The 20,358-nt window shown below is 57.4% G+C and carries 19 protein-coding genes and 1 tRNA gene; 10 read left to right on the forward strand and 10 right to left on the reverse strand.

What is annotated here, in order from left to right; translation table 11 throughout:
• Positions 1-22: 22 nt before the first annotated feature.
• Genes pknB through ACQQZ8_RS00145 form a run of 7 tightly spaced genes read right to left on the reverse strand, consistent with a single transcriptional unit; the run spans position 23 to position 9,176 of the window.
• On the reverse strand, positions 23-1,885 hold the full coding sequence (gene pknB, locus ACQQZ8_RS00115) for a Stk1 family PASTA domain-containing Ser/Thr kinase (protein ID WP_431710742.1): 1,863 nt from the start codon (positions 1,883-1,885) through the stop codon (positions 23-25).
• Positions 1,882-3,657 (reverse strand): protein kinase domain-containing protein, encoded by a 1,776-nt coding sequence (locus ACQQZ8_RS00120; protein WP_431710743.1) that lies wholly within the window; start codon positions 3,655-3,657, stop codon positions 1,882-1,884. The genes pknB and ACQQZ8_RS00120 overlap by 4 nt, the downstream gene beginning before the upstream one ends.
• On the reverse strand, positions 3,654-5,108 hold the full coding sequence (locus tag ACQQZ8_RS00125) for a penicillin-binding transpeptidase domain-containing protein (protein ID WP_431710744.1): 1,455 nt from the start codon (positions 5,106-5,108) through the stop codon (positions 3,654-3,656). Before ACQQZ8_RS00125 ends, ACQQZ8_RS00120 begins: the two co-directional genes overlap by 4 nt.
• Complete coding sequence (locus ACQQZ8_RS00130) at positions 5,105-6,493, reverse strand: FtsW/RodA/SpoVE family cell cycle protein (RefSeq protein WP_431710745.1); 1,389 nt, start codon at positions 6,491-6,493, stop codon at positions 5,105-5,107. The genes ACQQZ8_RS00125 and ACQQZ8_RS00130 overlap by 4 nt, the downstream gene beginning before the upstream one ends.
• Positions 6,490-7,887 (reverse strand): PP2C family protein-serine/threonine phosphatase, encoded by a 1,398-nt coding sequence (locus tag ACQQZ8_RS00135; protein ID WP_431710746.1) that lies wholly within the window; start codon positions 7,885-7,887, stop codon positions 6,490-6,492. The genes ACQQZ8_RS00130 and ACQQZ8_RS00135 overlap by 4 nt, the downstream gene beginning before the upstream one ends.
• 3 nt (positions 7,888-7,890) lie before the next feature.
• A complete protein-coding gene (locus ACQQZ8_RS00140) occupies positions 7,891-8,370 on the reverse strand; it encodes an FHA domain-containing protein FhaB/FipA (RefSeq protein WP_431710747.1) in 480 nt (159 codons plus the stop codon).
• The gene (locus ACQQZ8_RS00145; RefSeq protein ID WP_431710748.1) at positions 8,367-9,176 is read right to left on the reverse strand and encodes an FhaA domain-containing protein; all 810 of its coding nucleotides are present in this window, start codon (positions 9,174-9,176) and stop codon (positions 8,367-8,369) included. Before ACQQZ8_RS00145 ends, ACQQZ8_RS00140 begins: the two co-directional genes overlap by 4 nt.
• A 268-nt stretch (positions 9,177-9,444) precedes the next feature.
• On the opposite strand from ACQQZ8_RS00145, the gene ACQQZ8_RS00150 reads away from it, so the two are divergent.
• Positions 9,445-9,528 (forward strand) — tRNA-Leu (locus tag ACQQZ8_RS00150).
• A 323-nt stretch (positions 9,529-9,851) separates the two neighbouring features.
• Here ACQQZ8_RS00150 and ACQQZ8_RS00155 read toward each other — a convergent pair.
• Both ACQQZ8_RS00155 and ACQQZ8_RS00160 read right to left on the reverse strand, forming a co-directional pair.
• Positions 9,852-10,913 carry an ABC transporter ATP-binding protein gene (locus ACQQZ8_RS00155; RefSeq protein WP_431710749.1) on the reverse strand — a complete coding sequence of 354 codons (1,062 nt, stop codon included), beginning with the start codon at positions 10,911-10,913 and terminating at the stop codon, positions 9,852-9,854.
• A gap of 122 nt (positions 10,914-11,035) precedes the next feature.
• Positions 11,036-12,082, reverse strand: a complete 1,047-nt coding sequence (locus ACQQZ8_RS00160) for a LacI family DNA-binding transcriptional regulator (protein WP_431710750.1) — start codon at positions 12,080-12,082, stop codon at positions 11,036-11,038.
• Positions 12,083-12,247: 165 nt separating this feature from the next.
• Between ACQQZ8_RS00160 and ACQQZ8_RS00165 the strand changes: the two genes are divergently transcribed.
• The 9 genes from ACQQZ8_RS00165 (at position 12,248) to ACQQZ8_RS00205 (ending at position 19,321) form a co-directional block, all read left to right on the forward strand.
• Positions 12,248-13,261 (forward strand): nucleoside hydrolase, encoded by a 1,014-nt coding sequence (locus ACQQZ8_RS00165; protein WP_431710751.1) that lies wholly within the window; start codon positions 12,248-12,250, stop codon positions 13,259-13,261.
• Between the two features lie 148 nt (positions 13,262-13,409).
• On the forward strand, positions 13,410-14,108 hold the full coding sequence (locus ACQQZ8_RS00170) for a dienelactone hydrolase family protein (RefSeq protein ID WP_431710752.1): 699 nt from the start codon (positions 13,410-13,412) through the stop codon (positions 14,106-14,108).
• Positions 14,109-14,188: 80 nt separating this feature from the next.
• Positions 14,189-14,620 (forward strand): universal stress protein, encoded by a 432-nt coding sequence (locus ACQQZ8_RS00175; protein WP_431710753.1) that lies wholly within the window; start codon positions 14,189-14,191, stop codon positions 14,618-14,620.
• A gap of 58 nt (positions 14,621-14,678) precedes the next feature.
• The gene (locus tag ACQQZ8_RS00180) at positions 14,679-15,371 is read left to right on the forward strand and encodes a substrate-binding domain-containing protein (protein ID WP_431710754.1); all 693 of its coding nucleotides are present in this window, start codon (positions 14,679-14,681) and stop codon (positions 15,369-15,371) included.
• A gap of 63 nt (positions 15,372-15,434) precedes the next feature.
• Positions 15,435-16,223: an enoyl-CoA hydratase/isomerase family protein gene (locus tag ACQQZ8_RS00185; protein WP_431710755.1), complete on the forward strand. Its 789-nt coding sequence runs from the start codon at positions 15,435-15,437 to the stop codon at positions 16,221-16,223.
• Between the two features lie 71 nt (positions 16,224-16,294).
• Positions 16,295-16,897: an alpha/beta hydrolase gene (locus ACQQZ8_RS00190; protein WP_431710756.1), complete on the forward strand. Its 603-nt coding sequence runs from the start codon at positions 16,295-16,297 to the stop codon at positions 16,895-16,897.
• Positions 16,897-17,799, forward strand: a complete 903-nt coding sequence (locus ACQQZ8_RS00195; protein WP_431710757.1) for a carbohydrate kinase family protein — start codon at positions 16,897-16,899, stop codon at positions 17,797-17,799. Before ACQQZ8_RS00190 ends, ACQQZ8_RS00195 begins: the two co-directional genes overlap by 1 nt.
• Positions 17,796-18,590 carry an HAD family hydrolase gene (locus ACQQZ8_RS00200; RefSeq protein WP_431710758.1) on the forward strand — a complete coding sequence of 265 codons (795 nt, stop codon included), beginning with the start codon at positions 17,796-17,798 and terminating at the stop codon, positions 18,588-18,590. The genes ACQQZ8_RS00195 and ACQQZ8_RS00200 overlap by 4 nt, the downstream gene beginning before the upstream one ends.
• Positions 18,587-19,321: a glycerophosphodiester phosphodiesterase family protein gene (locus ACQQZ8_RS00205; RefSeq protein ID WP_431710759.1), complete on the forward strand. Its 735-nt coding sequence runs from the start codon at positions 18,587-18,589 to the stop codon at positions 19,319-19,321. Before ACQQZ8_RS00200 ends, ACQQZ8_RS00205 begins: the two co-directional genes overlap by 4 nt.
• A gap of 32 nt (positions 19,322-19,353) precedes the next feature.
• Here ACQQZ8_RS00205 and ACQQZ8_RS00210 read toward each other — a convergent pair whose 3' ends face one another.
• A complete protein-coding gene (locus ACQQZ8_RS00210; RefSeq protein WP_431710760.1) occupies positions 19,354-20,331 on the reverse strand; it encodes a hypothetical protein in 978 nt (325 codons plus the stop codon).
• Between the last annotated feature and the right edge of the window lie 27 nt (positions 20,332-20,358).

Genomic DNA, 20,358 nt, shown 5'->3' on the forward strand with positions numbered 1-20,358 from the left:
ATAACTGCTTTAAACGCAGGCCTTAGTCTTCCCTTCCTTCGCCCTCATCCGTCTCGGATGGGGGTGTTGATGATTCTTCGGGATTGTCACTTGATTCTTGGGTCGGGGCAGGTGAAGGTTCTGCAGGTTCATCGGCAATCACCAATTCGATGAAACTGCCCTGTGCGACATCGGTGTCTCGATCCGGATTCTGTTCGATGACGGTCCCCGGGACCGCTCCTTCCGTAGCTTGCATACGGAATTGAACCTTCAGACGTAGTTCCTCGCCTTCCAGCTTGGTTGTCGCCTCTTCCAAGGTCAGATTTAGTACCGACGGGACGGTGACTTTACCAGTGGAAAGTACTAGATCAACCTTGGTTCCGGCTTTGACTTTCGATCCCATCTCGGGACTGGTCCGCACCACCCAGTCGGTCGGGATGCTCGGGTGATTTTCCCGAGTGACCTCTCCGACGTCGAGGCCCGCTGCGCGCAACGCCTCGCGGGCCGCAACCTCTGTTTGATCAGACAACGTCTCTGGAATGACTCGTTGCTCGGATCCCTGAGAAATATAGAGCCGAATTAAAGATTCGGGTGGAACCGAAACACCGGCAGCGGGGTCGGTGCGGGTCACTCGACCTTCATCGATCTCGTCGCTGAATTCGCGCTCCACCTGTACCGTGAAATTCAACGCGGTGAGCTGTGCGTGGGCTTCTGCTTCACTGAGTTCCATCACTGTGGGGATGGTTACCGGTGCATTCCGTTCCTGTTCGATTTGCATCATGCGGAACACCATAAAAGCTGCGAAACCTACGGCGATGACCGCAATAATCGAAATCAACCACAGCATCCCACGGTTCGACTTGGGTTTGGCGTTACTTTCTTGCAGCTCTTGCCGGGTCGCAAAGACGGCATGCTCGCCGGTGGTGGGGTGAACCGGCTCGTATTCGGTAGTTGCCTGATAGCTCGCGGTCGGTTCGCTTTGGTAAAGCGCCACGGTGGGATAGTTATCTGTCTGAGCTGTTGCTTCCTGGAAGGCAATACCCTGGGAGGCGTCATCTAAGGCGCGGGCCAGATCGCCAGCGGACCCGAAGCGTGCGTCGCGTTCCTTGGACAGCGCCTTGAGAACCACCGCATCGTAGATTTGTGGAACGTCCGGGTTGGCTTCGCTGGGTGGGACGGGGTCTTCACCCACATGCTGATAGGCCACCGATACGGGGGAGTCCCCGGTAAACGGGGGCTTGTGAACCAGCAATTCGTAGAGTAAACAGCCGGCCGAGTAAATATCGGTGCGGTGATCCACGATCTCACCGCGGGCTTGCTCCGGTGACAAATATTGGGCGGTGCCAACCACGGCAGCGGTCTGTGTCATGGTGGCCGAGGAGTCATTGACGGCTCGAGCGATACCAAAATCCATGAGTTTGACGTGACCATCATCAGTCACCATGACGTTGGCTGGTTTGATATCGCGGTGTACTACATTCTTGGAATGCGAATGTTCTAACGCTTGGCAGACCCCGTTCATCACGTCCACTGCGAATTGGGGCTGAAGGTCTTCGTCCTTTAATAGCTGACGCAGGGTCCGTCCGGTTACGTATTCCATGACGATATAGGGTAGATCTTCGGCCAGCTCGGCGTTCGCGGCGATAACCCCGGTGTCATAGACGGCGACAATATTCGGGTGGCTCAATCCGGCCACGGCCCGGGCTTCGCGTTCGAAGCGGGAAACCACCATTGAATCGCGGGCAGTGTCCGGGCGAAGGAGTTTGATTGCCACCGTCCGGGAGAGCACACGATCCATTCCCAAATACACATCGGCCATCCCACCGCGACCGATCAATGATTGGACCTCGTATCGCCCGTTAATCAGTGCAGGGATTCCGGGTGGAAGCGCTGAGTGCTCACTCATTGGTCTTCGTCCGACTCCGTCTCGGTGTCAACCTCTGGAGATCCGGTCGGTGTACCCGAAATGCTCGGGCTTGGCTCCGGCTCCGGCCCGGAAGAGACAACTAGGTCAACGGGGGTTCCGGGGGCAACGTTCCCTCCCGTTGGATTCTGCTCCAACACGGTCCCGGCTGCGAGGGAGTCAGGTTGTTCGGTGATGGATCCCACCTCCAAGCCAGCGTTCGCGATGAGGCTTTGAGCACGCTGTAGCTGCTCGCCCACGAGATCTGGAACTTCGACGGTGGTCGGAGCCATCGCATATTCGACCACAACGGTGGATCCTGCTGGAACCTGACCCATAGGGCGGATGGAGAGCACCTCACCCGGTTCGCTGGTGCTGGATTCAATGGGACGGGCGTCGACCTCGAGGCCCAGACTTTCCAGCTCAGCGGTCACTGCGTCAATGCTCGAGCCGATCATATTCGGAACTTGCACCGTTTGGGGGCTGGTTTCTTCGGCCGGTTCGCTGGTTTCTTCGGTTGGCTCAGTGGTTTCTTCCGAGGGCTCGGTAGATTCGGTCTGTGACACCGTTGGCGATGGTGAAACCGACTCTTCGGTCTCGTCACCTGCGGTCAACAACGGCAACAGCCAAGCACCCAGGGCGATCAGCGCACCAAGAACGATCAACACCACTAACGGAATGACCCATGAGCTGCTCTTCTTCTCCTGGTCATGTTGATCCTCGGAGTCGGCTACCGAGTCGCTATCGAACTGGGAGTACGCGGCTGAGGCGCCAAAAGAGTCGTCGGCAGATGCCGCCACTGGCAGGGCACTGGTGGCCGGGGCAGGCTGTTGGGTGCTGCTGGCAGCCTGGGTGTAGGCCTGCGTGGCAGCATCATTCTGGTCTAATGCTTGGGTGGCGGTGTCATCGATTCCGGTCAGTAGCATACCGGGTACAGCGATCACAGCGGTACGGGTATCTTCCACCCGCAGCGCCTCGGCTGCCTCCGCCAAGGCGTTGGCGTTCTTCGGGCGTTCGGCGGGATCTTTAGCCAACATCGACATAATCAGCTGACGCACCGGAGCCGGAATTGTTTCAGGCAATGGCGGGGGAGCATCGTTGACTTGCGCCAAGGCGATGGCGATTTGTGATTCGCCGGTAAATGGACGACGCCCAGCTAGCAGCTCGTAACCGATAACGCCCAGCGCATAAATATCTGAGCTGCCGGTGGCGGTCTGCCCGGTGGCTTGTTCGGGGGCTAAATATTGTGCGGTGCCCATCACTTGACCGGTCGCGGTCAGCGGAACTTGATCGGCTAAGCGCGCGATACCGAAGTCGGTAATCTTCACTTTCCCCGAGGGGGTGACCAGAATGTTTCCCGGTTTCACATCACGGTGCACTAGACCGTGTTCGTGGGCTGCCGCCAACGCGCGGGCGGTTTGTGCGATCAGCGACAGGGTACGGTCGACATCGAGTTTGCGGTCGCGCTCGATAATCGTTGACAACGGAGGGCCGGGAACCAGCTCCATGACCAGATAGGCGGAGCCTTCTTCCTCGCCGTAGTCAAAGACGCCAGCAATTCCCGCGTGATTCAGCAGCGCGGTATGGCGGGCCTCAACACGGAAGCGCGTCAAGAACCCCTCATTACCGGTGTATTCCTCTTTGAGGATCTTAATGGCAACTAGGCGCCCCAGCACCTGGTCACGAGCTTTCCAAACCTCGCCCATGCCACCGATCGCGATGCGGTCGGTCAGCTTGTAGCGACCCCCCAGAGTCATCCCGGATACTGGTCTCACTGGTTGAACACCGCCTCTGTCATTTGCTTCATTAGGTCTACTGCCACCCGGGAATGGGTGTTGTAATCAATTCTTTCTAAGGCCACCGTAATGGCCACTTCCGGATCATCCCCGGGGGCGAACCCTGTAATCCACGAGTTCACGATACGGCCTTCGCCTTCCTCACTTGGCAGGTTTGCCGTACCGGTCTTGGCTCGTAGATCCACGCCCGGAACTTGTGCCCGCACCGCGGTGCCGCTCTCAACCGGACCCTTCATCAATTCTGCAACCTGATCAGCAATTTCCTTAGTGGTAGCCGTGGAGAATTCCTTGGGCGCTGGCTCCTCGATCACTCGCAGATCCGGGGCGATCACCTTCTTGATCAGGTTGGGCTGCATAATCACCCCGTCATTAGCGATACCCATGGCCACCATGTTCATTTGTAGCGGTGTGGCCTGGTTTTCAAAGCCACCGATCGCTGACTGGGCCAGTTCCGCCGAAGACATATTCAATGGGAAATGGCTGTTCACGACTGGCAAAGGGATGCTGAGCTGTTGGTTGTAGCCAAAACGCTCCACCACGTCTTCGAACGGAGCGTTACCCAGCTTCTCGCTCATTAAAGCGAACGGAGTATTGCAACTATTAGCGGTAATCCAGCGCAGGTCCGCCTCCGTGCGGCTCGAGCAACGTCCCTCGATGAAGTTTGAAATATTCGCCCCGCCGACATTCACGCTATCGGGGTTCACGAGCGGGGTATCCAGATCGTATTCACCGGATTCGAGGCCTGCAACGAGATCGAGAATCTTAAAACTCGATCCGGGGGTGAAACGATTACCAATGGCCGGGTTGACGTATGGACTTAGGCCCTTGACTGAAGTCAATGCCTTGAGATTCTCTGTGGCGAGCTTGGTCGAATGCACGGACAGGTCATTCGGGTCGAAACTTGGCTTGGATGCCATGACCAGAATATTGCCGGTCTTGACCTCCGTCACCACGATATGACCACGTAAGTCATCGGGCAGCATCTCAAACGCGGCCTGCTGCAACCGGTCATCAATGGTTAGTTCAACCGCTGCCCCCTCGGAAGTGTTTCCGGTGAACATGGCCGTGAGCCGGTCGAGGAACAGGTCTGAGCTATTCCCGGTAAGCCAACTATTCAGTTCACTTTCCAGATGGGTTGACATGTTGGCCAGTGAATAGAAGCCGGTTAGATGAGCGTAGACTTCCGGCTCATGATAAACCCGCTGATAGGTGAACTGGCCGTCTTCGGTGGGCACGGATTCGGCAATGGGTTTGCCATCCACCAAAATTGCTCCGCGGGGTAGATCGAATTCACGGTACAGCTGTCGCTTATTCAGCGAGTTCCCCGAAAGCTGGTCAGCGGCAAAGAACTGGATGTAGCTCAGTGCGCCGAAACAAACGACAAAGAGGATAACGAGGGCGATCCATACGCGTCGAATAGCCTGATTCACTTAGGATTCACCGCCTTCGATGATGCAGATCCGGGGGTTGCAAGCTCATCGGTGGGACCCACCGTGCCAGACATGGGGCGTCGAGAGTTATGCGAAATCATCAATAGCAATGCCACAATAATCCAGTTTGCTAGCAGCGAAGAACCACCGGCTGCCATAAAGGGGGTGGCTAGTCCGGTCAATGGGATCAAGCGGGTCACTCCGCCGACAATTACCAGAACCTGAAGCGCTAAAGTGAATGACAAACCGGTAGCCAAGAGCTTGCCGAAGGTATCGCGTGAACCCAGCGCGGCACGAATTCCTCGGGTGATCAGCAATAGGAACAGGATCAGAATCGCTGAGACTCCGATCAATCCCAGCTCCTCGCCAAAGGAAGCAATGATCATATCGGAGTTGGCCAGTGGAACCCGGTATGGGGATCCGTTGCCCAACCCGGTGCCAACCAGACCACCGTCAGCCATGCCGAAGAGTCCCTCAACGATCTGCAAGCTACCACCGGTGGCGTGGTAAACCTCGGGGTCGAAGGCGTTGAGCCAGGTGTTCAAGCGTCGGGTGACGTGACCCATCGTCGTAGCGGCGAACAGACCGCCGGCTACCACCATGAGTAGCCCGATCAGCACCCAAGAGATGCGGGCGGTAGCAACATAGATCATCACGATAAACAATCCGAAGAACAGGATTGAGGAACCCAGATCCCGCTGGACGACCAAGACACCAATGGACAGTAGCCAGGCGATCACCATAGGGGCCATGTCTCGCATCCGAGGTAATTGCATGGGTCCAAACTTACGGCCGGCCATCAGGATCAAATCGCGATTTGACGATAAATAGCCTGCAAAGAAGATCGACAGGGTGATTTTTGCTAATTCGCCTGGTTGTAGTGAGAAGTCGTCGACCCGAATCCAGATTCGGGCACCGTTGATGGTGACACCTAACCCGGGAATCATCGGAAGTAACAACAACACGATAGATGCCACAAGCGATATGTATGTGAAGCGGCGCAGATTCCGGTGATCCCGCAAAGCCCACAGCACCACGGCAGCGATCAGAATTGCAATGCCCGTCCAAATCAATTGACGAAAGGACTGGTTGGTTGAACGCGACAGATCAATTCGGTGGATCATCGCTAAACCTAGTGAGTTCAGCGCAATAGTAATGGGAAGTATTACCGGATCAGCATATTTGGCGAAAATCCGTAGCAGAATGTGAACAAATAAGGTCAATCCGCTAAGGATCCCCATCTCCAGAAGGAAATCGCGGGAATTTGCTTCTTCAGATGCTGAGCCGACAAGGTAGAAGGCAGCAAAACCAATACTGAGCGCAAGAAGCAGTAATAGGAGTTCGAAATTACGCCGGGGCACCGGCGCAGTTTGCAATTCACTCATTGCATGATCTCCTCACAGTAATCCGGAACGACTTCTTGGTCGCCTTGCGTTTCATCTCCACCGGGTGCTTGAACCGGACAGTTCTGTTTGGCGGTAATTAGTAGTTCATGCACCATCGATTGAGCATGATTCAAATCTTGCGCGTGAAGGGCACCTTCCACACGTTGCCGTGAATACGCTGGCAGTGCCTCGAGCGGGATGTTGCTGACCGACTCCACTTCGGAAAGTGAGAGTGGACCCAATTCTTGCGGCACGCCTCGATAAATTGCCACCTTATCGTCCAGTGGTGCGACGAAGTACTGAGTTTGTGTCCACAAATAACCCCATGCGCCAACGATAACCACGAGCACGCTCATCAGCGTCAATAACACGGGGAGGAACCATCGGCCGCGTGAGGTGACACTGTCCAGTGGGTCCAGTGCGTCACTGGCCTCAGGAGACCGGTGAGTCAGTAAGGCAGCTGCGCGGCGTTCGCCGGTACTTTGGGTGACTACCGGGATCTGGCCGGTCTGTGTGGCCAAGTCGGCTGCGCCCACTAATAGATGTGGGCGTTGAGAGATTTCGTGACGCAGCAGCGAGGCGCTGGCTTTGATGTCGCCTTCGGCGGCGATGGTCAGTTGCCCGGTGTCCGGCTCAGGATCATCGGGAGCAGGAGCGACGTGCGGCTCATCGACGGCAGAAATCACTTCAAAGATAACGATGGTGACGTTATCAGGTGCACCGTTGTGCAAGGTCGTGGCCACCAAGTCAGCCACCGCTTCATTCATGTCTTCGGTGGTGCGCAGGGTTTGCTCGATAATTTCATCGGCAACCACATCGGTCAGACCATCCGAGCACAGCAACCAGCGTTCTCCACTGCTTACCGGTAACTGCTGAACATCCAGTTCAGGGGACGCATCGGAATCGCCTAGAACACGCAAGAGTACGTTCTTGTGCGGGTGTAGCTGAGCTTCAGCTGGGCTAATCCGGCCTTCATCCACCAAACGTTGCACGAAGGTGTGATCCCGGCTGATTTGTTCGAAAACCCCATCCTTGAGCCGGTAGGCCCGTGAATCGCCAATATGAGCGAGGTGCAAAACCTCGTCGGAAAGCAGTACTGCGGTGACGGTGGTTCCCATCCCGGAGAGTTTAGGGTTCGCCGCGACGAGCTCATTGAGCACCAAATTTGCCGCCTGAATCTCATCGGGCAGGGCGTTTTGCGGGTCGGGGGTGTGTCGTCGATCCAAATGGATTAGATCCAACACGGTAGATGCCGAAGCGACATCACCGCCGACGTGGCCACCCATCCCATCGGCGAGGACCGCGAGGTACTCTCCAGCATAGGCCGAGTCATCATTCTTGGAACGGACACGGCCCACGTCAGACAGGGCAGCAAATTTGAGCTTTAACGCCATAGGCTAGGCCTTCAACTCCAAGACCGTCTTACCGATACGGATGCGTTGACCAATGTCCACCTGTTGGGGGCGTGAAAGCTGGTTCTCGCCAACGAAAGTTCCATTGGTGGAGCCTAAATCTTCGATAAACCAGCGTGAACCCTGCGGGAAGAGTCGTGCGTGGCGTCCGGAGGCGTAGTCATCATCCAGCACAACGGTGGCATCCTGCGCACGGCCGAAAAGGATCGGTGTGCCCGATAACTTAATCTCACGGCCAGCCAACGGCCCTTCGAGGATCTGCAGAATCGTGGCGGCTTTACGAATCGAGGGTTCGGGTTCGGCTAGTTGGGGGTTCTTCCGCTTGGCGCGGGCGCTAGGCTCGCCGGTGCGGGCACGAGCACCAATCACCAGGTCGCGGCGCATAGCTCCCACGACGCTGAGCACTAGGAGCCAGAGGAGAACGAGGAATCCGAGACGGAAAAGTGTCAGCACCAAGTCGTTCATGCATGCCCTCCAGACTTTTTGGCGATCAGACGGAAGACAACTTTGGTTTTCCCCAGCGAGATGATCGATCCGTCGTTGACCCGGACTTCACCGCTGATTTTCCGGCCATCAACATAGGTCCCATTGGTGGATCCGAGATCGACCACCACGTGACCATCTCCGCGTTCTTCGACTTTAAAGTGCTGCCGCGACACCCCCGGGTCGGATATCGGAATATCCGCCGAATTCGATCGGCCCAAGACAATCGACGGGTGATGTAAGGCATAACGTTCACCGTCGATCTCTAGCACGGCCTGTTTCACCGGTGACGGCGACGGTGGCGGAGCTGGGGTGGCAGTGGAACGTGGATGAACGGTGGTCTTCGCCGCAGGCGCCGCGGGCCGCAGAGTCCTCGGTGGGGGCTGAACCGCGGCGGAGGCTGCTGCATCGGTGGAGCCGTGCTTGACCGAGGAGGAGATCTCAAACTCTCCGCGTCGATGCTCCTCGTTGGCGACGAAGTGAATTCGAATGTCGTCTTGTACCGAATAGCCCTGACGCATGGCGTGGTCGGCGGTTGCTTTGGCCATTTCACCCACTACCGTCGACCCCCAGGACTTGGCGGTCTGATAGTCGTCGGGGCTTAGATGGACCAAGAAATCGTTTGGAACGAGGCTACGGCCTTCGCTAATCGCCATGATGCCGCGATCCATTTCGTTGCGCAGAGCCGTGGTTAGTTCCACAGGTTTAATTTCTGCGGTGCTGTTGCCACGAAAGAAGCTAGTGACGACCTTCTCTAGACCACGTTCGACGTTGTCGAGAAAGCTCATTTCGTGCGCTCCTTTCCTCGGATTCATGCTTATCGCAGACTTACTTTCTGTTCCTCTCGCGTGTGCGACAGGGAACTTCATTGTCGATCTTACTGTTTTCAGCTGTGGAATTGCAGAAAGTATGCTGCGCGCAAACCGGTGATGGTCTAAGTGAACGAGTTGCCAGAATATTTCGAGTGTGTCGGTAGACACAAACTGCCAAATTGATTAGGTGATTGGAAAGTCTTATGTATAAGATTATTCTCGTTGCTTCGACAGAAGTGATTATGCGCGAGTGGCGGAATTGGTAGACGCGCTGGCTTCAGGTGCCAGTGCCCGCAAGGGCGTGGGGGTTCAAGTCCCCCCTCGCGCACAGTGTAATGTCTCGGGAAATCGGTAAAACGATTTCCCGAGACATTAGTCTCTTAAGTCTCACCTATTCGGGTTTCGAACTGCTTGCCGAGAGTTTCCCGGTGAGTGGATTTTGAAATACCTGAAAATTTTGCCGATTCCTCTGTTGTTCAGGGTTATGTGCGGTTTTGTTTGCCATGACCAAGCAGTTAGCGTGTTCCGCGCTAAATCAGACCATGCGTTGGCCTACGATCACCGTGCATTTTGGTTGCGGACAGCATTTCGGCAATCCTCCCTGTGGGCCGGACTCGGTACGCATCCAGCCCACAGTGAAACTCATCAGCGCTAGTTCAGACGTAAACCAGTTTCTGTGGTGAAAAGATGAATATGGCTTGGCTCGGGAGCAATGTATAACTTCTCCCCGCGCATGGGAGGTTTGCGCCCATCTACGCGCATGACGATGTGGTGGTCCTTGCCCTCGAGGTGAATGGTGCCGTACACGTAGGCGTCGGCGCCCAGTTCCTCCACCACATCAACATGGAGTTCTGCGCCTTCGCCAGCGGGAGCCGGCCGCAGATCCTCGGGGCGAATCCCTAATGTGGTCCCACCGCTTGCTCCTGGAGCAGGATACTTGGCGTTGCCGAAGGCTACCTGCTCGTCATGTGCGGTCAGTTCTACCAAATTCATGGATGGAGAGCCGATAAAACCGGCGACGAAAACATTCCGTGGGCGATCGTAGAGCTCTCGAGGGGTGCCCACCTGTTGCAAAGTGCCATCTTTCAGAACCGCAACCCGATCTCCCATGGTCAGCGCCTCGACTTGGTCGTGAGTCACGTAAACCGTGGTGACGCCCAAGCGGCGAGTCAATGAAGAGATCTGAGTGCGGGTCTGGACGCGTAGCTTCGCATCCAGATTCGACAGCGGTTCATCCATCAAAAAAACCTGTGGTGAGCGCACAATCGCTCGCCCCATGGCCACCCGTTGACGCTGACCGCCAGACAAGGCTTTTGGCTTGCGGTCCAAATACTGTTCCAGATCCAGCAGTTTGGCGGCCTCTAGAACGCGCTGGGCGCGCTCTTCCTTGCTGACACCAGCGATTTTCAACGCGAAACCCATGTTCTCCGCCACGGTCATGTGTGGGTAGAGCGCATAGTTCTGGAAAACCATCGCGATATCACGATCCTTGGGAGGAACGTTGGTGACGTCCTTATCTCCGATGCGGATAGTTCCGCCATCAACGTCTTCCAGCCCGGCCAACATGCGCAAGGTCGTGGATTTGCCGCAACCTGAGGGGCCAACTAAAACGAGAAATTCTCCGTCAGCAATTTCAAGGTCGATTTCATCAACCGATGGGACGAGCGCCCCGGGGTAAATACGCGTGGCCTTTTCAAAAGTCACAGATGCCATGACGACATTCCTTTCACGGGCAGGTACGTGCCCGACGATCCGTAGTGAAAGTGATATGGGTAACAATGATTATTGCATGGGGAATGTTGAGTAAACAGCCCTTTGGCCTAGATTGCGCGCCATCATTTGACCCCGAGGGTAGAGTCACGCGCTACAAGTCTTCCGGCCAGGGTTACATGAGAGGTCTCCAACGGTTCCTGGCGCAGCAGCTTCAGTAATTGCCGAGCCGCGGAACGTCCCAGCTCATCTGCATCTAGGTTCACGCTAGTCAGGGGTGGATTGGTCGTAGCTGAGTAGGGTAGGTCATCGAAGCCCGCGACGGCTAAATCTTCGGGGATGCGTACCCCCGCCACCCGGGCCTCTTGCAGGACACCATAAGCGTGAGTGTCGGTGGCACAGCCGACGGCGGTAATGCCCTGAGCTTTCCATGTGGGCCAGACCCGCGCGAAGTGTTCTGCGGCCCGCCCCAGATCAATGGTGCAAGAACTGATGGCACCCTCGGGGATTTCCATGCCGTGCTCGGCGGCTGCTGTAGCAAAAGCCTCTTGGCGTTGACGCATGGTTGCGGTGTCGTTGATGGCATCCAGGTAGGCGACCTTGCGGTGGCCGCGTTGGGCAAAGTGTGCGGCCATATCTCGGGCACCCTGAGCAACATTCAAATTAACTGCCGGGACCTCTGGTGGCGCATCTGGCGCGTCAACCGCGACAACGGGAACTGGTGAACGAAGTTCGCCGATGAATTCGGGGTTGGGTGCATCGATCAGTAAACCGGCCGGGCGCAGGCTCAAGAGTCTGCGGGTTTCCTCGATACTCGGAGCCTGACCTGGGTCAGTGACGGCCAATAAGAGCTGATAATCCGCGCCTAAGACCTCGCGCACCCCGGCAATCAGCCGGGCAAAGAAAGGGTTGGAGATATCCGGGGCCACCATGATGACCGTGGAACTCACCCCGCGGGCCAACGAGCTACCGATACTGTCGACCACATAGCCCAGTTCGGCGATGGCTTCGCGCACCCGAGACACATTGCGTTCGGATACCCGGCCGGAGGACTTGCCATTGACCACTAAAGAGACGGTGGCCGTGGAGACTCCGGCCTGTTGCGCCACCATCGCCGCGGTAACGCGACGCGAGGGGGTCACATCGGCGGTGTGAGGGCCCGATATGTTCATGAACTCCATCATAGTGCGCTAAGTCACCACGGCGATTCGTGGACAGGCCCAAGTCTTTTGTCGAGATCTAGAAAGGCGGGTTAAGCGCTTGAAGTTAAGCGCTTAACGGTGCAGTATTTTTGAAGTACTTAGCCGGACAGACAGAATCACGTGATTCTCACCAGAATGAAGGTATCGATGACCGACGTGATGACGGACAATGCCCCACGAAAGATCATTTTGGACTGCGATCCGGGACATGACGACGCGGTAGCGATGCTCTTGGCCTATGGCAATCCGCAGATTGACCTCTTGGCGGTAACCACCGTTATGGGTAATCAGACGCTGGAAAAAGTGACCGCCAATGCGCTGGCCGTGGGAACCATTGCCGGAATGACCGCGATTCCCTTTTCTGCAGGCTGTACCCGACCCTTAGTGCGAGACCTGCAAACCGCCGGAGAGATTCATGGCGATTCGGGAATGGACGGGCCGCGACAGCCGGAATCGCGGATTACTCTCGATGAACGCCACGCCGTTGATCTATTGATCGAAACCATCATGGCCCATGAACCGGGTGAGGTCACCTTGGTGCCTACCGGAGCGCTCACGAATATTGCGCTCGCCGCTCGGAAGGAGCCGCGGATCGTTGAACGAGTGCGTGAAGTGGTCCTGATGGGTGGGGGATACCATACCGGCAACTGGAGCGCCGTGGCCGAATTCAATATCAAAATTGATCCCGAGGCGGCTCATATAGTCTTCAACGAGTCTTGGCCGGTGGTGATGGTCGGGTTGGATCTAACCCATCAGGCGCTGGCTACCACGGAGGTTGTGGATCGTATCGCTGCCATCGGTACCGGACCGGCTAAATTTGTGGGCGAATTGATGGAATTCTTCCATGCCGCCTACCGGGACGCCCAAGGTTTCGAAGCGCCGCCGGTTCATGACCCCTGTGCGGTCGCCTACGTAATTGACCCGAGCGTGGTGCGCACCGTAAAGGCTCCGGTGAATATCGAACTGCGCGGCGAACTCACCCTGGGGATGACAGTAACCGACTTCCGAACCCCGGCACCGCAGGGCTGCAACACCTCGGTGGCAGTGGAGCTGGACCATGAACGTTTCTGGGAAATGGTGACTAAGGCGCTTGAAAATATCGGTGAGGTCTCCCTGGAAGCCGCGGCGGAAACTTCACGGATCGGTTAATCCTGCGGTGACCCTCACTTCGCGGTACATGGACGTTTTGCACATCACTGAAATGAGCCAGCGATTTGTGACAGCAATCAATGCGAAAACACCGCCTGATTACATAGACTGAAGATGAACTTGAGCTCACCGAAGTAAAGGTTGTGTCATGGCAGTTAAGACTCCACATCAGAATGTCACGTTCGATTCCCTCGGCGAGCAGTCTCATGGCTATCTCGCACTCCCGCAGGCTGGCAGTGGTCCGGGAGTAATTGTCATCCAGGAATGGTGGGGACTGACCGACCATATCCGCGATGTTGCCGACCGTTTGGCTGCCGAAGGGTTCGTGGCGCTGGCGCCGGATCTCTATGGTGGTTGGATTACCCATGACGGAGCAGAAGCCGGCAAGATGATGAGCGAGCTTCCCGAGGCCGAAGGCGCGCGCCTGCTGGCTGGAGCCGTGGACTACCTGCTTGGTCGTGAGGAGGTTACCTCGCAGAAGCTGGGGGCCATTGGTTTCTGTATGGGTGGCGGATTCGTCCTCAACCTTGCCGCGCAGCAAGGCGAAAAGATTTCAGCCGCTGTCCCCTTCTACGGGGTCGGCCAAGGTGTTCCGGAAGACTACAGCTCGGTCACCGCGGCAATTCAAGGGCACTACGCCATCAATGACGCATCCTATCCGGTAGATACCGCCCGGGCGCAGGAGCAGCAAATCCGTGAACAGTCCGGCGCCGAAGTGAAGTTCTACTACTACGACGCAAACCATGCATTCCACAATGACGAGAACCCGGCCGGTAACTATCATCCGGAAGTGGCCAAAGTGGCGTGGGGTCGGGCTGTAAACTTCCTGCGCGAAAAAGCCGCGTAAAACGCATTTAGTGGCACAGCTCACATAGAGTGTGCTACACAAAGACAAGATCTAACTCAAACCTCTAAGGAGAAACACACATGTCTGAAACCATCATCGTTGGTGTTGACGGTTCCGAAACCGCACTGAAAGCCGCCCGTCGTGCCGCCGAGCTGTCCACCAAACTTGGCGCTGAACTGGTTGTCGTCACCGCACACGCTTCGGATAACACCGAGGTTGTGTCCATCGGTTCGGACACCTGGATCCTGGACGATGCCGAGCAGGCGCGTAAGCTGGCCGAACGTGTGGCACGCGATGTCCGCGATGCCCAGCCAGAAGCCAACATCATTGCCGCCGCTGGCCACGGTAAGCCAGCCGAAGTTCTCATTGGCGAGGCCAATGCGCGCAACGCCTCGATGATTGTCGTGGGTAACGTGGGTATGAAGGGTCTGGGCCGGGTGCTCGGTTCGGTGGCTTCCTCGGTCGCCCACTCGGCACCTTGCGACGTGCTGGTTGTGAAGACCGACAAGTAAGCGATTGACCTACTGCGTGGCCGCCATAATCACTGCGGCCACGCAGTAGTCTTTTAACGTGCACAAGCTACGCGTTACCTATGTCGCCGGGGTGGTTCCGGGCAAGTGGATCGACCGGTTTACCGAACGTTACCCGCAGATCGAACTGAGTGTTCAACGTCTGGATGAAGGGGATCCACTCGCCGCGCTGGCCAGCGACGACGCTGATGTGGTCTTCGTCCGTTTTGCCACCGGAGAGAACCCGCGTGATGACACCCGCCATGTCATCCCGCTCTATGCGGAGACAGAAGTGGTTTGTGCGGCTAAAGACCACGATATCGAGTACCTTGACCAGAGCGTTTCGGCCGCTGAACTTGCCGAGTTTGAGCATCTTGATCTCGCCGATTACCCAGTGGCTGTGGGTGGGGTCGCGATGGCCATGGAAGTGGTCTCCAGCGGCGGCTTCGTGGCACGGATGCCCATGAGTTTGGCCCGACTGCACGCCCGCAAAGACGTGATTTACCGCGAGGTGCACGACGGTGAGCCCACCCAAATTGGTGTCGCCTGGCTCAAAGATACCGAGAAGTCCGAGATGATCGACGAATTTATCGGCGTGGTTCGCGGGCGCAGCGCGAACAGCTCACGACAGGGCTCTGTCCGTGCCAAACAACAGCAAGGCTCAGCCAAAACCAAACGCGCCACTCAAACGGGAAGCGGGAAATCGGGCAAAGCTAAGCCGCAAGGTAAAGCTAAACCCCGCAAACGCCGCTAGAAACATCACGCCCGCGGCGAAGATCTCTAGTGAGCGGAGCGTAGCTCATGAGAAGGTGGGATTATGCAGCAATTTGACACTTTGAGCCTGACCTCGCAGGGATCTGCCCTGATTGTGACCATTGATCAGCCGGCCTCACTGAACGCCTTGGCCCTCGAGGTGGTGGCGGATCTTGAAAAGCTCGTCGAACATCTGAAAACCATCGGCTATGAATACCGTGGCATCGTGATTACCGGGGCGGGCGAGAAGTCTTTCGTCGCCGGAGCCAATATCGTTCAAATGAACGCCATGGACGCGGATGCGGCCGAAGCCTATGGGCGGCGCATGCACCGAGTCACCGAGGAGCTCGAAGCCCTGCAACTACCGGTCATCGCGGCCGTCAACGGATTCGCCCTAGGTGGTGGCTGCGAATTAGCGCTAGCCTGTGACTTCATTTACGCTTCGGAGAACGCCAGCTTTGGCCAGCCGGAAGTTAACCTTGGGTTGGTGCCCGGTTTCGGTGGATCGGTACGGCTGCCCCGACGCGTGGGCTTGGCTATGGCCCGCGAACTAATCTTTACCGGACGCCGGATCAAAGCAGCTGAGGCGCTGCGTATTGGATTGGCCAATAGGGTAGTTCCCTCCGGTGAGTTGCTCGACACCGCGGTGGCCACTATCGAGGAGATCGCCAAGGTGTCACCTACCGCGGTGAGCAATGTGAAAAACGTGCTGAACCAGGTGCTGGAAGTCGACGTTCATGCCGCTCTCGACCTGGAAGTTGCTAGTTTCCGTAAAGCCTTCGATACCGAAGACTCGGTGGAAGGACGCGCGGCTTTCGTGGAGAAGAGGAAAGCACAATTCCCCGGCAGATAATCCGTTACGGGCAACACCCCGATCAGTACCTCAGCGCCCATACTCCGTCCACCCCACGGGGCAGCGGGGCCGTGCTGATCATTCACGGAGGCTACTGGAGAACGAAGTACGATGCGAGCTTAGGCGAACTCTTGGCCGCGGATCTCGCCGCCCGAGGGATCCACGCCTATAACCTCGAATATCGTCGCGGAGCCGGGAGCGCCAAGCACATGTTGCATGATGCCCGGGCAGCGCTGGCCCACGTGACACAGGCTGGGCCGATTACGGTCATTGGACACAGCGCCGGGGGACACCTCGGCTGCCTACTGGCGGCCGCCGAACCGCGGGTGAGTCAAGTCATCAGCCAGGCCGGGTTGCTGGATCTAGAATTAGCTCAAGAACTCGGATTGAGCGATGACGCAGTGCAACTCATGCTGGGTGATACCCCACTATCCGAGGTCAACCCGGTAGGCCAATGGCCGTTTAAGGCTCGGGTGGTCATTTTCCATGGGAAGGATGATGAGGATGTTCCACCGGTAATGGCCCAGTCCGCTACCCGGGCGGCGCTCAGCAGCGGTCAGGAACACCACACCCAGTATTTCGAGGGCGATCACTACACGTGGATCGACCCGGCCACCACCCAGTGGCAAGCTTGCGTGGAGCAGTTGGCTCCATGGCACTTTGGAGGAAAATAATGAACCCGACGGTGATCGGCGAGGCGCTGGTCGATGTCCTAGCCCCGGGAATTTCCCCACCCCAAGAATTCGTGGGGGGAAGCCCATTAAACGTGGCCGTTTCGCTGGCCCGTTTAGGCTACCCAGGAACTCTCGTTTCACGCTGGGGTAATGACGAGAAGGGCCGCACCATCGAAGACTACCTGGCCGAAAACCGGGTGAAGTTCGTTGGTGGCGCCGATGATCAGGCCACAGTCATCGCCCATGGCACCTTGGACCCGGCCGGTGGGGCAACTTTTGCCTTTAATGCCTACTGGCAGCTGCCCACCCTCGGCACGGAACTCGATCCGAGCAGCCAGCTACTGCACACCGGATCCATCGCTACCCTGTTCAGTTCCGAAGAACTGCTACCGCTGGTGAGAAAAGCGCGCAGCCATGCCACGATCAGCTACGATCCGAACCTGCGCCCTTCGCTGGTGTCGAACCACACCCAGACGGTGGAACAGGTTGAAAACTTTGTGGCTGCTGCCGACGTGGTACGTGTCTCCGGAATCGACCTGCGCTGGCTTTACCCCTTGCGGTCGGTCCTAGATAGCGCTCGCGCTTGGCTCGATCTTGGCCCGGCGTGCGTGATCGCCACCGCCGGTTCCAACGGCTCGTTCGGGGTGACCCGTGCCGGAAGCGTGGAACATACCTCGACTCTGGTGGAAGTCACCGACACCGTCGGGGCCGGGGATTCGTTCACCGCAGCACTGCTGTGCTGGTTGGCCGAACATGACCTTATTGGGGCTGAACGTCGCGCGGCGCTGAACCAGCTGAGTGTTGCGCAGTTGGAAGAAGCCTTGCGCTTTGCCTCGCGGGCCGCCGCGGTGACCGTGACCCGAGCCGGGGCTAACCCGCCGTGGCGTGAGGAATTGTCATGATCAAGATGATCGCCTCTGACCTTGATGGCACCATCGTTTCCACCACAGGAAAAATCTCGCCCCGCACCCGGGAGGCTTTCCTCGCGGCCCGGGAGGCCGGGATCCACATTGTCTTCGTCACCGGGCGCCCATACCGCTGGTTGACCCCGATCGTCGATGCTTTCGGCGGGCTGGGTACCGTGATCTGTTCAAATGGTGCGGTGCTCTATGACTTGGAAAGTGATCAGGTGCTCTGGTCGCAAACCATCGATGCGGCTACCGCCGTTCAAGCGCAGCAAATTATTTTGCGCCATGAACCGAAAGCCACGTTCGCGGCGGAAACCACCAAGGGACTCCATCTGGGATCCGGTTTCGCCGAAACTGGACGCACCCTAGGCTCACTGGCCGAATTAGACCTGCACAGTCCCGAACTCGACGCGGAGGGAATTGTAAAGTTTCTGGCGCGCTCGCCGCAGATGAAGGTCGAATCGTTCTTCTCCACGGTTTTCCCGGAAATTTCACGGCTACTGTGGGTCACTCACTCGGCCACCGGGGTCTCACTGCTGGAAATGGCGCATATGGACATTCATAAGGCACACACCCTGGCGGACTACGCGGCCCGATTGAATATTAAACCCGCGGAGATCATGGCCTTTGGGGATATGCCCAATGATATTGAAATGCTCCAATTTGTGGGTCACGGATATGCCATGGCTTCGGGACACCGGGAAACCCTCGAAGCAACCTCGCTGATCGCTCCGCCCTTCGCGGAAGACGGGGTGGCTCAAGTGATCGAGAAACTGCTGAGATGAGCTACGGCTTCAGTCACCGCGGCTACCGTCAAGGGGATGAAGAAAACACGCTGATTGCCTTCGAGCGGGCCTACCAGACGGGTGTGCGGCATTTTGAAACCGATGTGCGGTGCACCTCGGACGATGTGGTGTACGCCTTTCACGATGAGACCGTAGACCGGATTACTCAGGTCGCAGGACGTTTTAACGACTTGACCGAGGACCAAATTGGCGAGTTACGCGCCGGTGGGCAGCCCTTGCTGCCGCTACGCGAACTGATCGAACGGTTCCCTGACGTCACACTCAACATTGATGTGAAAGACCAGCAGGTCATTGCTCCCTTGGCAAAGGTCATCGAACAAACACAAAGCCATCAGCAGATCGCGCTGGCTTCCTTCGACACGGCGCGCACCCGAGCCACCGCGCATCTGCTGAGCCAGCGGGTGCGGATGAGCCCGGGCACCAAGGAGATGACGCGTATCTGGTTGTGGGCGCACCTTGTTGGGCGGATCCCGGCGAAGTACGCCGCCGAATTCTGGGCCGTCCAAGTTCCGCAACGGCAAGGGGTTTTACCGGTCACCACGCGCCGCTTTATTCGCGCGGTACGCCGGGCCGGAATGCAGGTCCACGTGTGGGTGGTCAACTCCGAACCGGATATGCACAAGCTCCTAGAGCGCGGGGTCGATGCGCTGATCAGCGATGACGCGCCGCTACTGCAGCGGGTGTTGACCGGGTACAGCACAACCGATTAAGCATTCAAGCTCGGGTCAGCACTATGTGTTGACTAGGTAATCTTCAGGGTTTGCAGGATCTGCGGGGCAAAATGCTCAATCTCGGAGCTTTCCGCGTCAACGAGTAAGCGCAACCAAGTCTCGTGTTGGGCGAGCGGCGCAACCAGGCAGGCCGGGGCGATCAGGGGGTAGAGCTCATCAGGGGAACCGTAGGCGGCGAATTCCTCAAGATAGGCAAAGAGAACCCGCATAATCCGTTCATCGTTGATATCGCAGTTCCAGTGCTCGGTCATCACAGACAGCGGGTGAGCCAGCGAGGAAAACGGATGCGCCCAATGCGCGGCACCCAGGCCCAGAATTCGGCCGGGTTCGCCCACCTGTGCCGGAACCACAACCTGATCAAGCCCGAAGGCGCCGTGATCCAGACTCAACGGAACCGGGGAATCAGTGAGCACGGCACAGGCCTCACGTAGCTCGGCGGTGCCATCGAATAGTTCATCGGCTTGTGAACCGGTGAGGGCGAGCGGATGCCCGGCATCCAACGAGACGTGTAACATCAGCGCCTGCTCGAACTGCTCCGGCAGGTACTGCGGATCAATAACCGGCATCCCGACATCAAAGAAGGTTTGTTCGTGCCCCATCAGCGCAACCTGCAACGCGCCGAGGGAACGCAGAGCAAATTCCCAGTTTTCCACGGTCACCTCCAAGGCGTCCATGGTGTGTCCGTAGTCTGCGCTGAGCATATAGCCGGCACCTCGGTCGATAGCCAGCGGCATCACCACGCGTTCGGGGGCCAGTTCACCGGCGGTAACAGTAATGGCCGGTTCGGCGCTCATCCCCGGCGCGGTCGCGCTAAAGAGCAGATCTGCCGCATCGGTATGCACCGAAGCGCCGATCTGTTGCAAGGTGGCAGGCCAAAAGTCCACCTCACCCTCGCGCTGAATGCCATATGCCTCGCAGGCGGCATCGATCCAGGCGGCGGTGTCCTCACGCCAGTCATCGCTATTCCACACGTCTATCCAATGAGCCACGCTTCTAATCGTAGTATGTCGCCGCAA

The organism is Glutamicibacter uratoxydans (assembly GCF_050753455.1).
In the GTDB taxonomy this organism is placed as follows: domain Bacteria; phylum Actinomycetota; class Actinomycetes; order Actinomycetales; family Micrococcaceae; genus Glutamicibacter; species Glutamicibacter uratoxydans_A.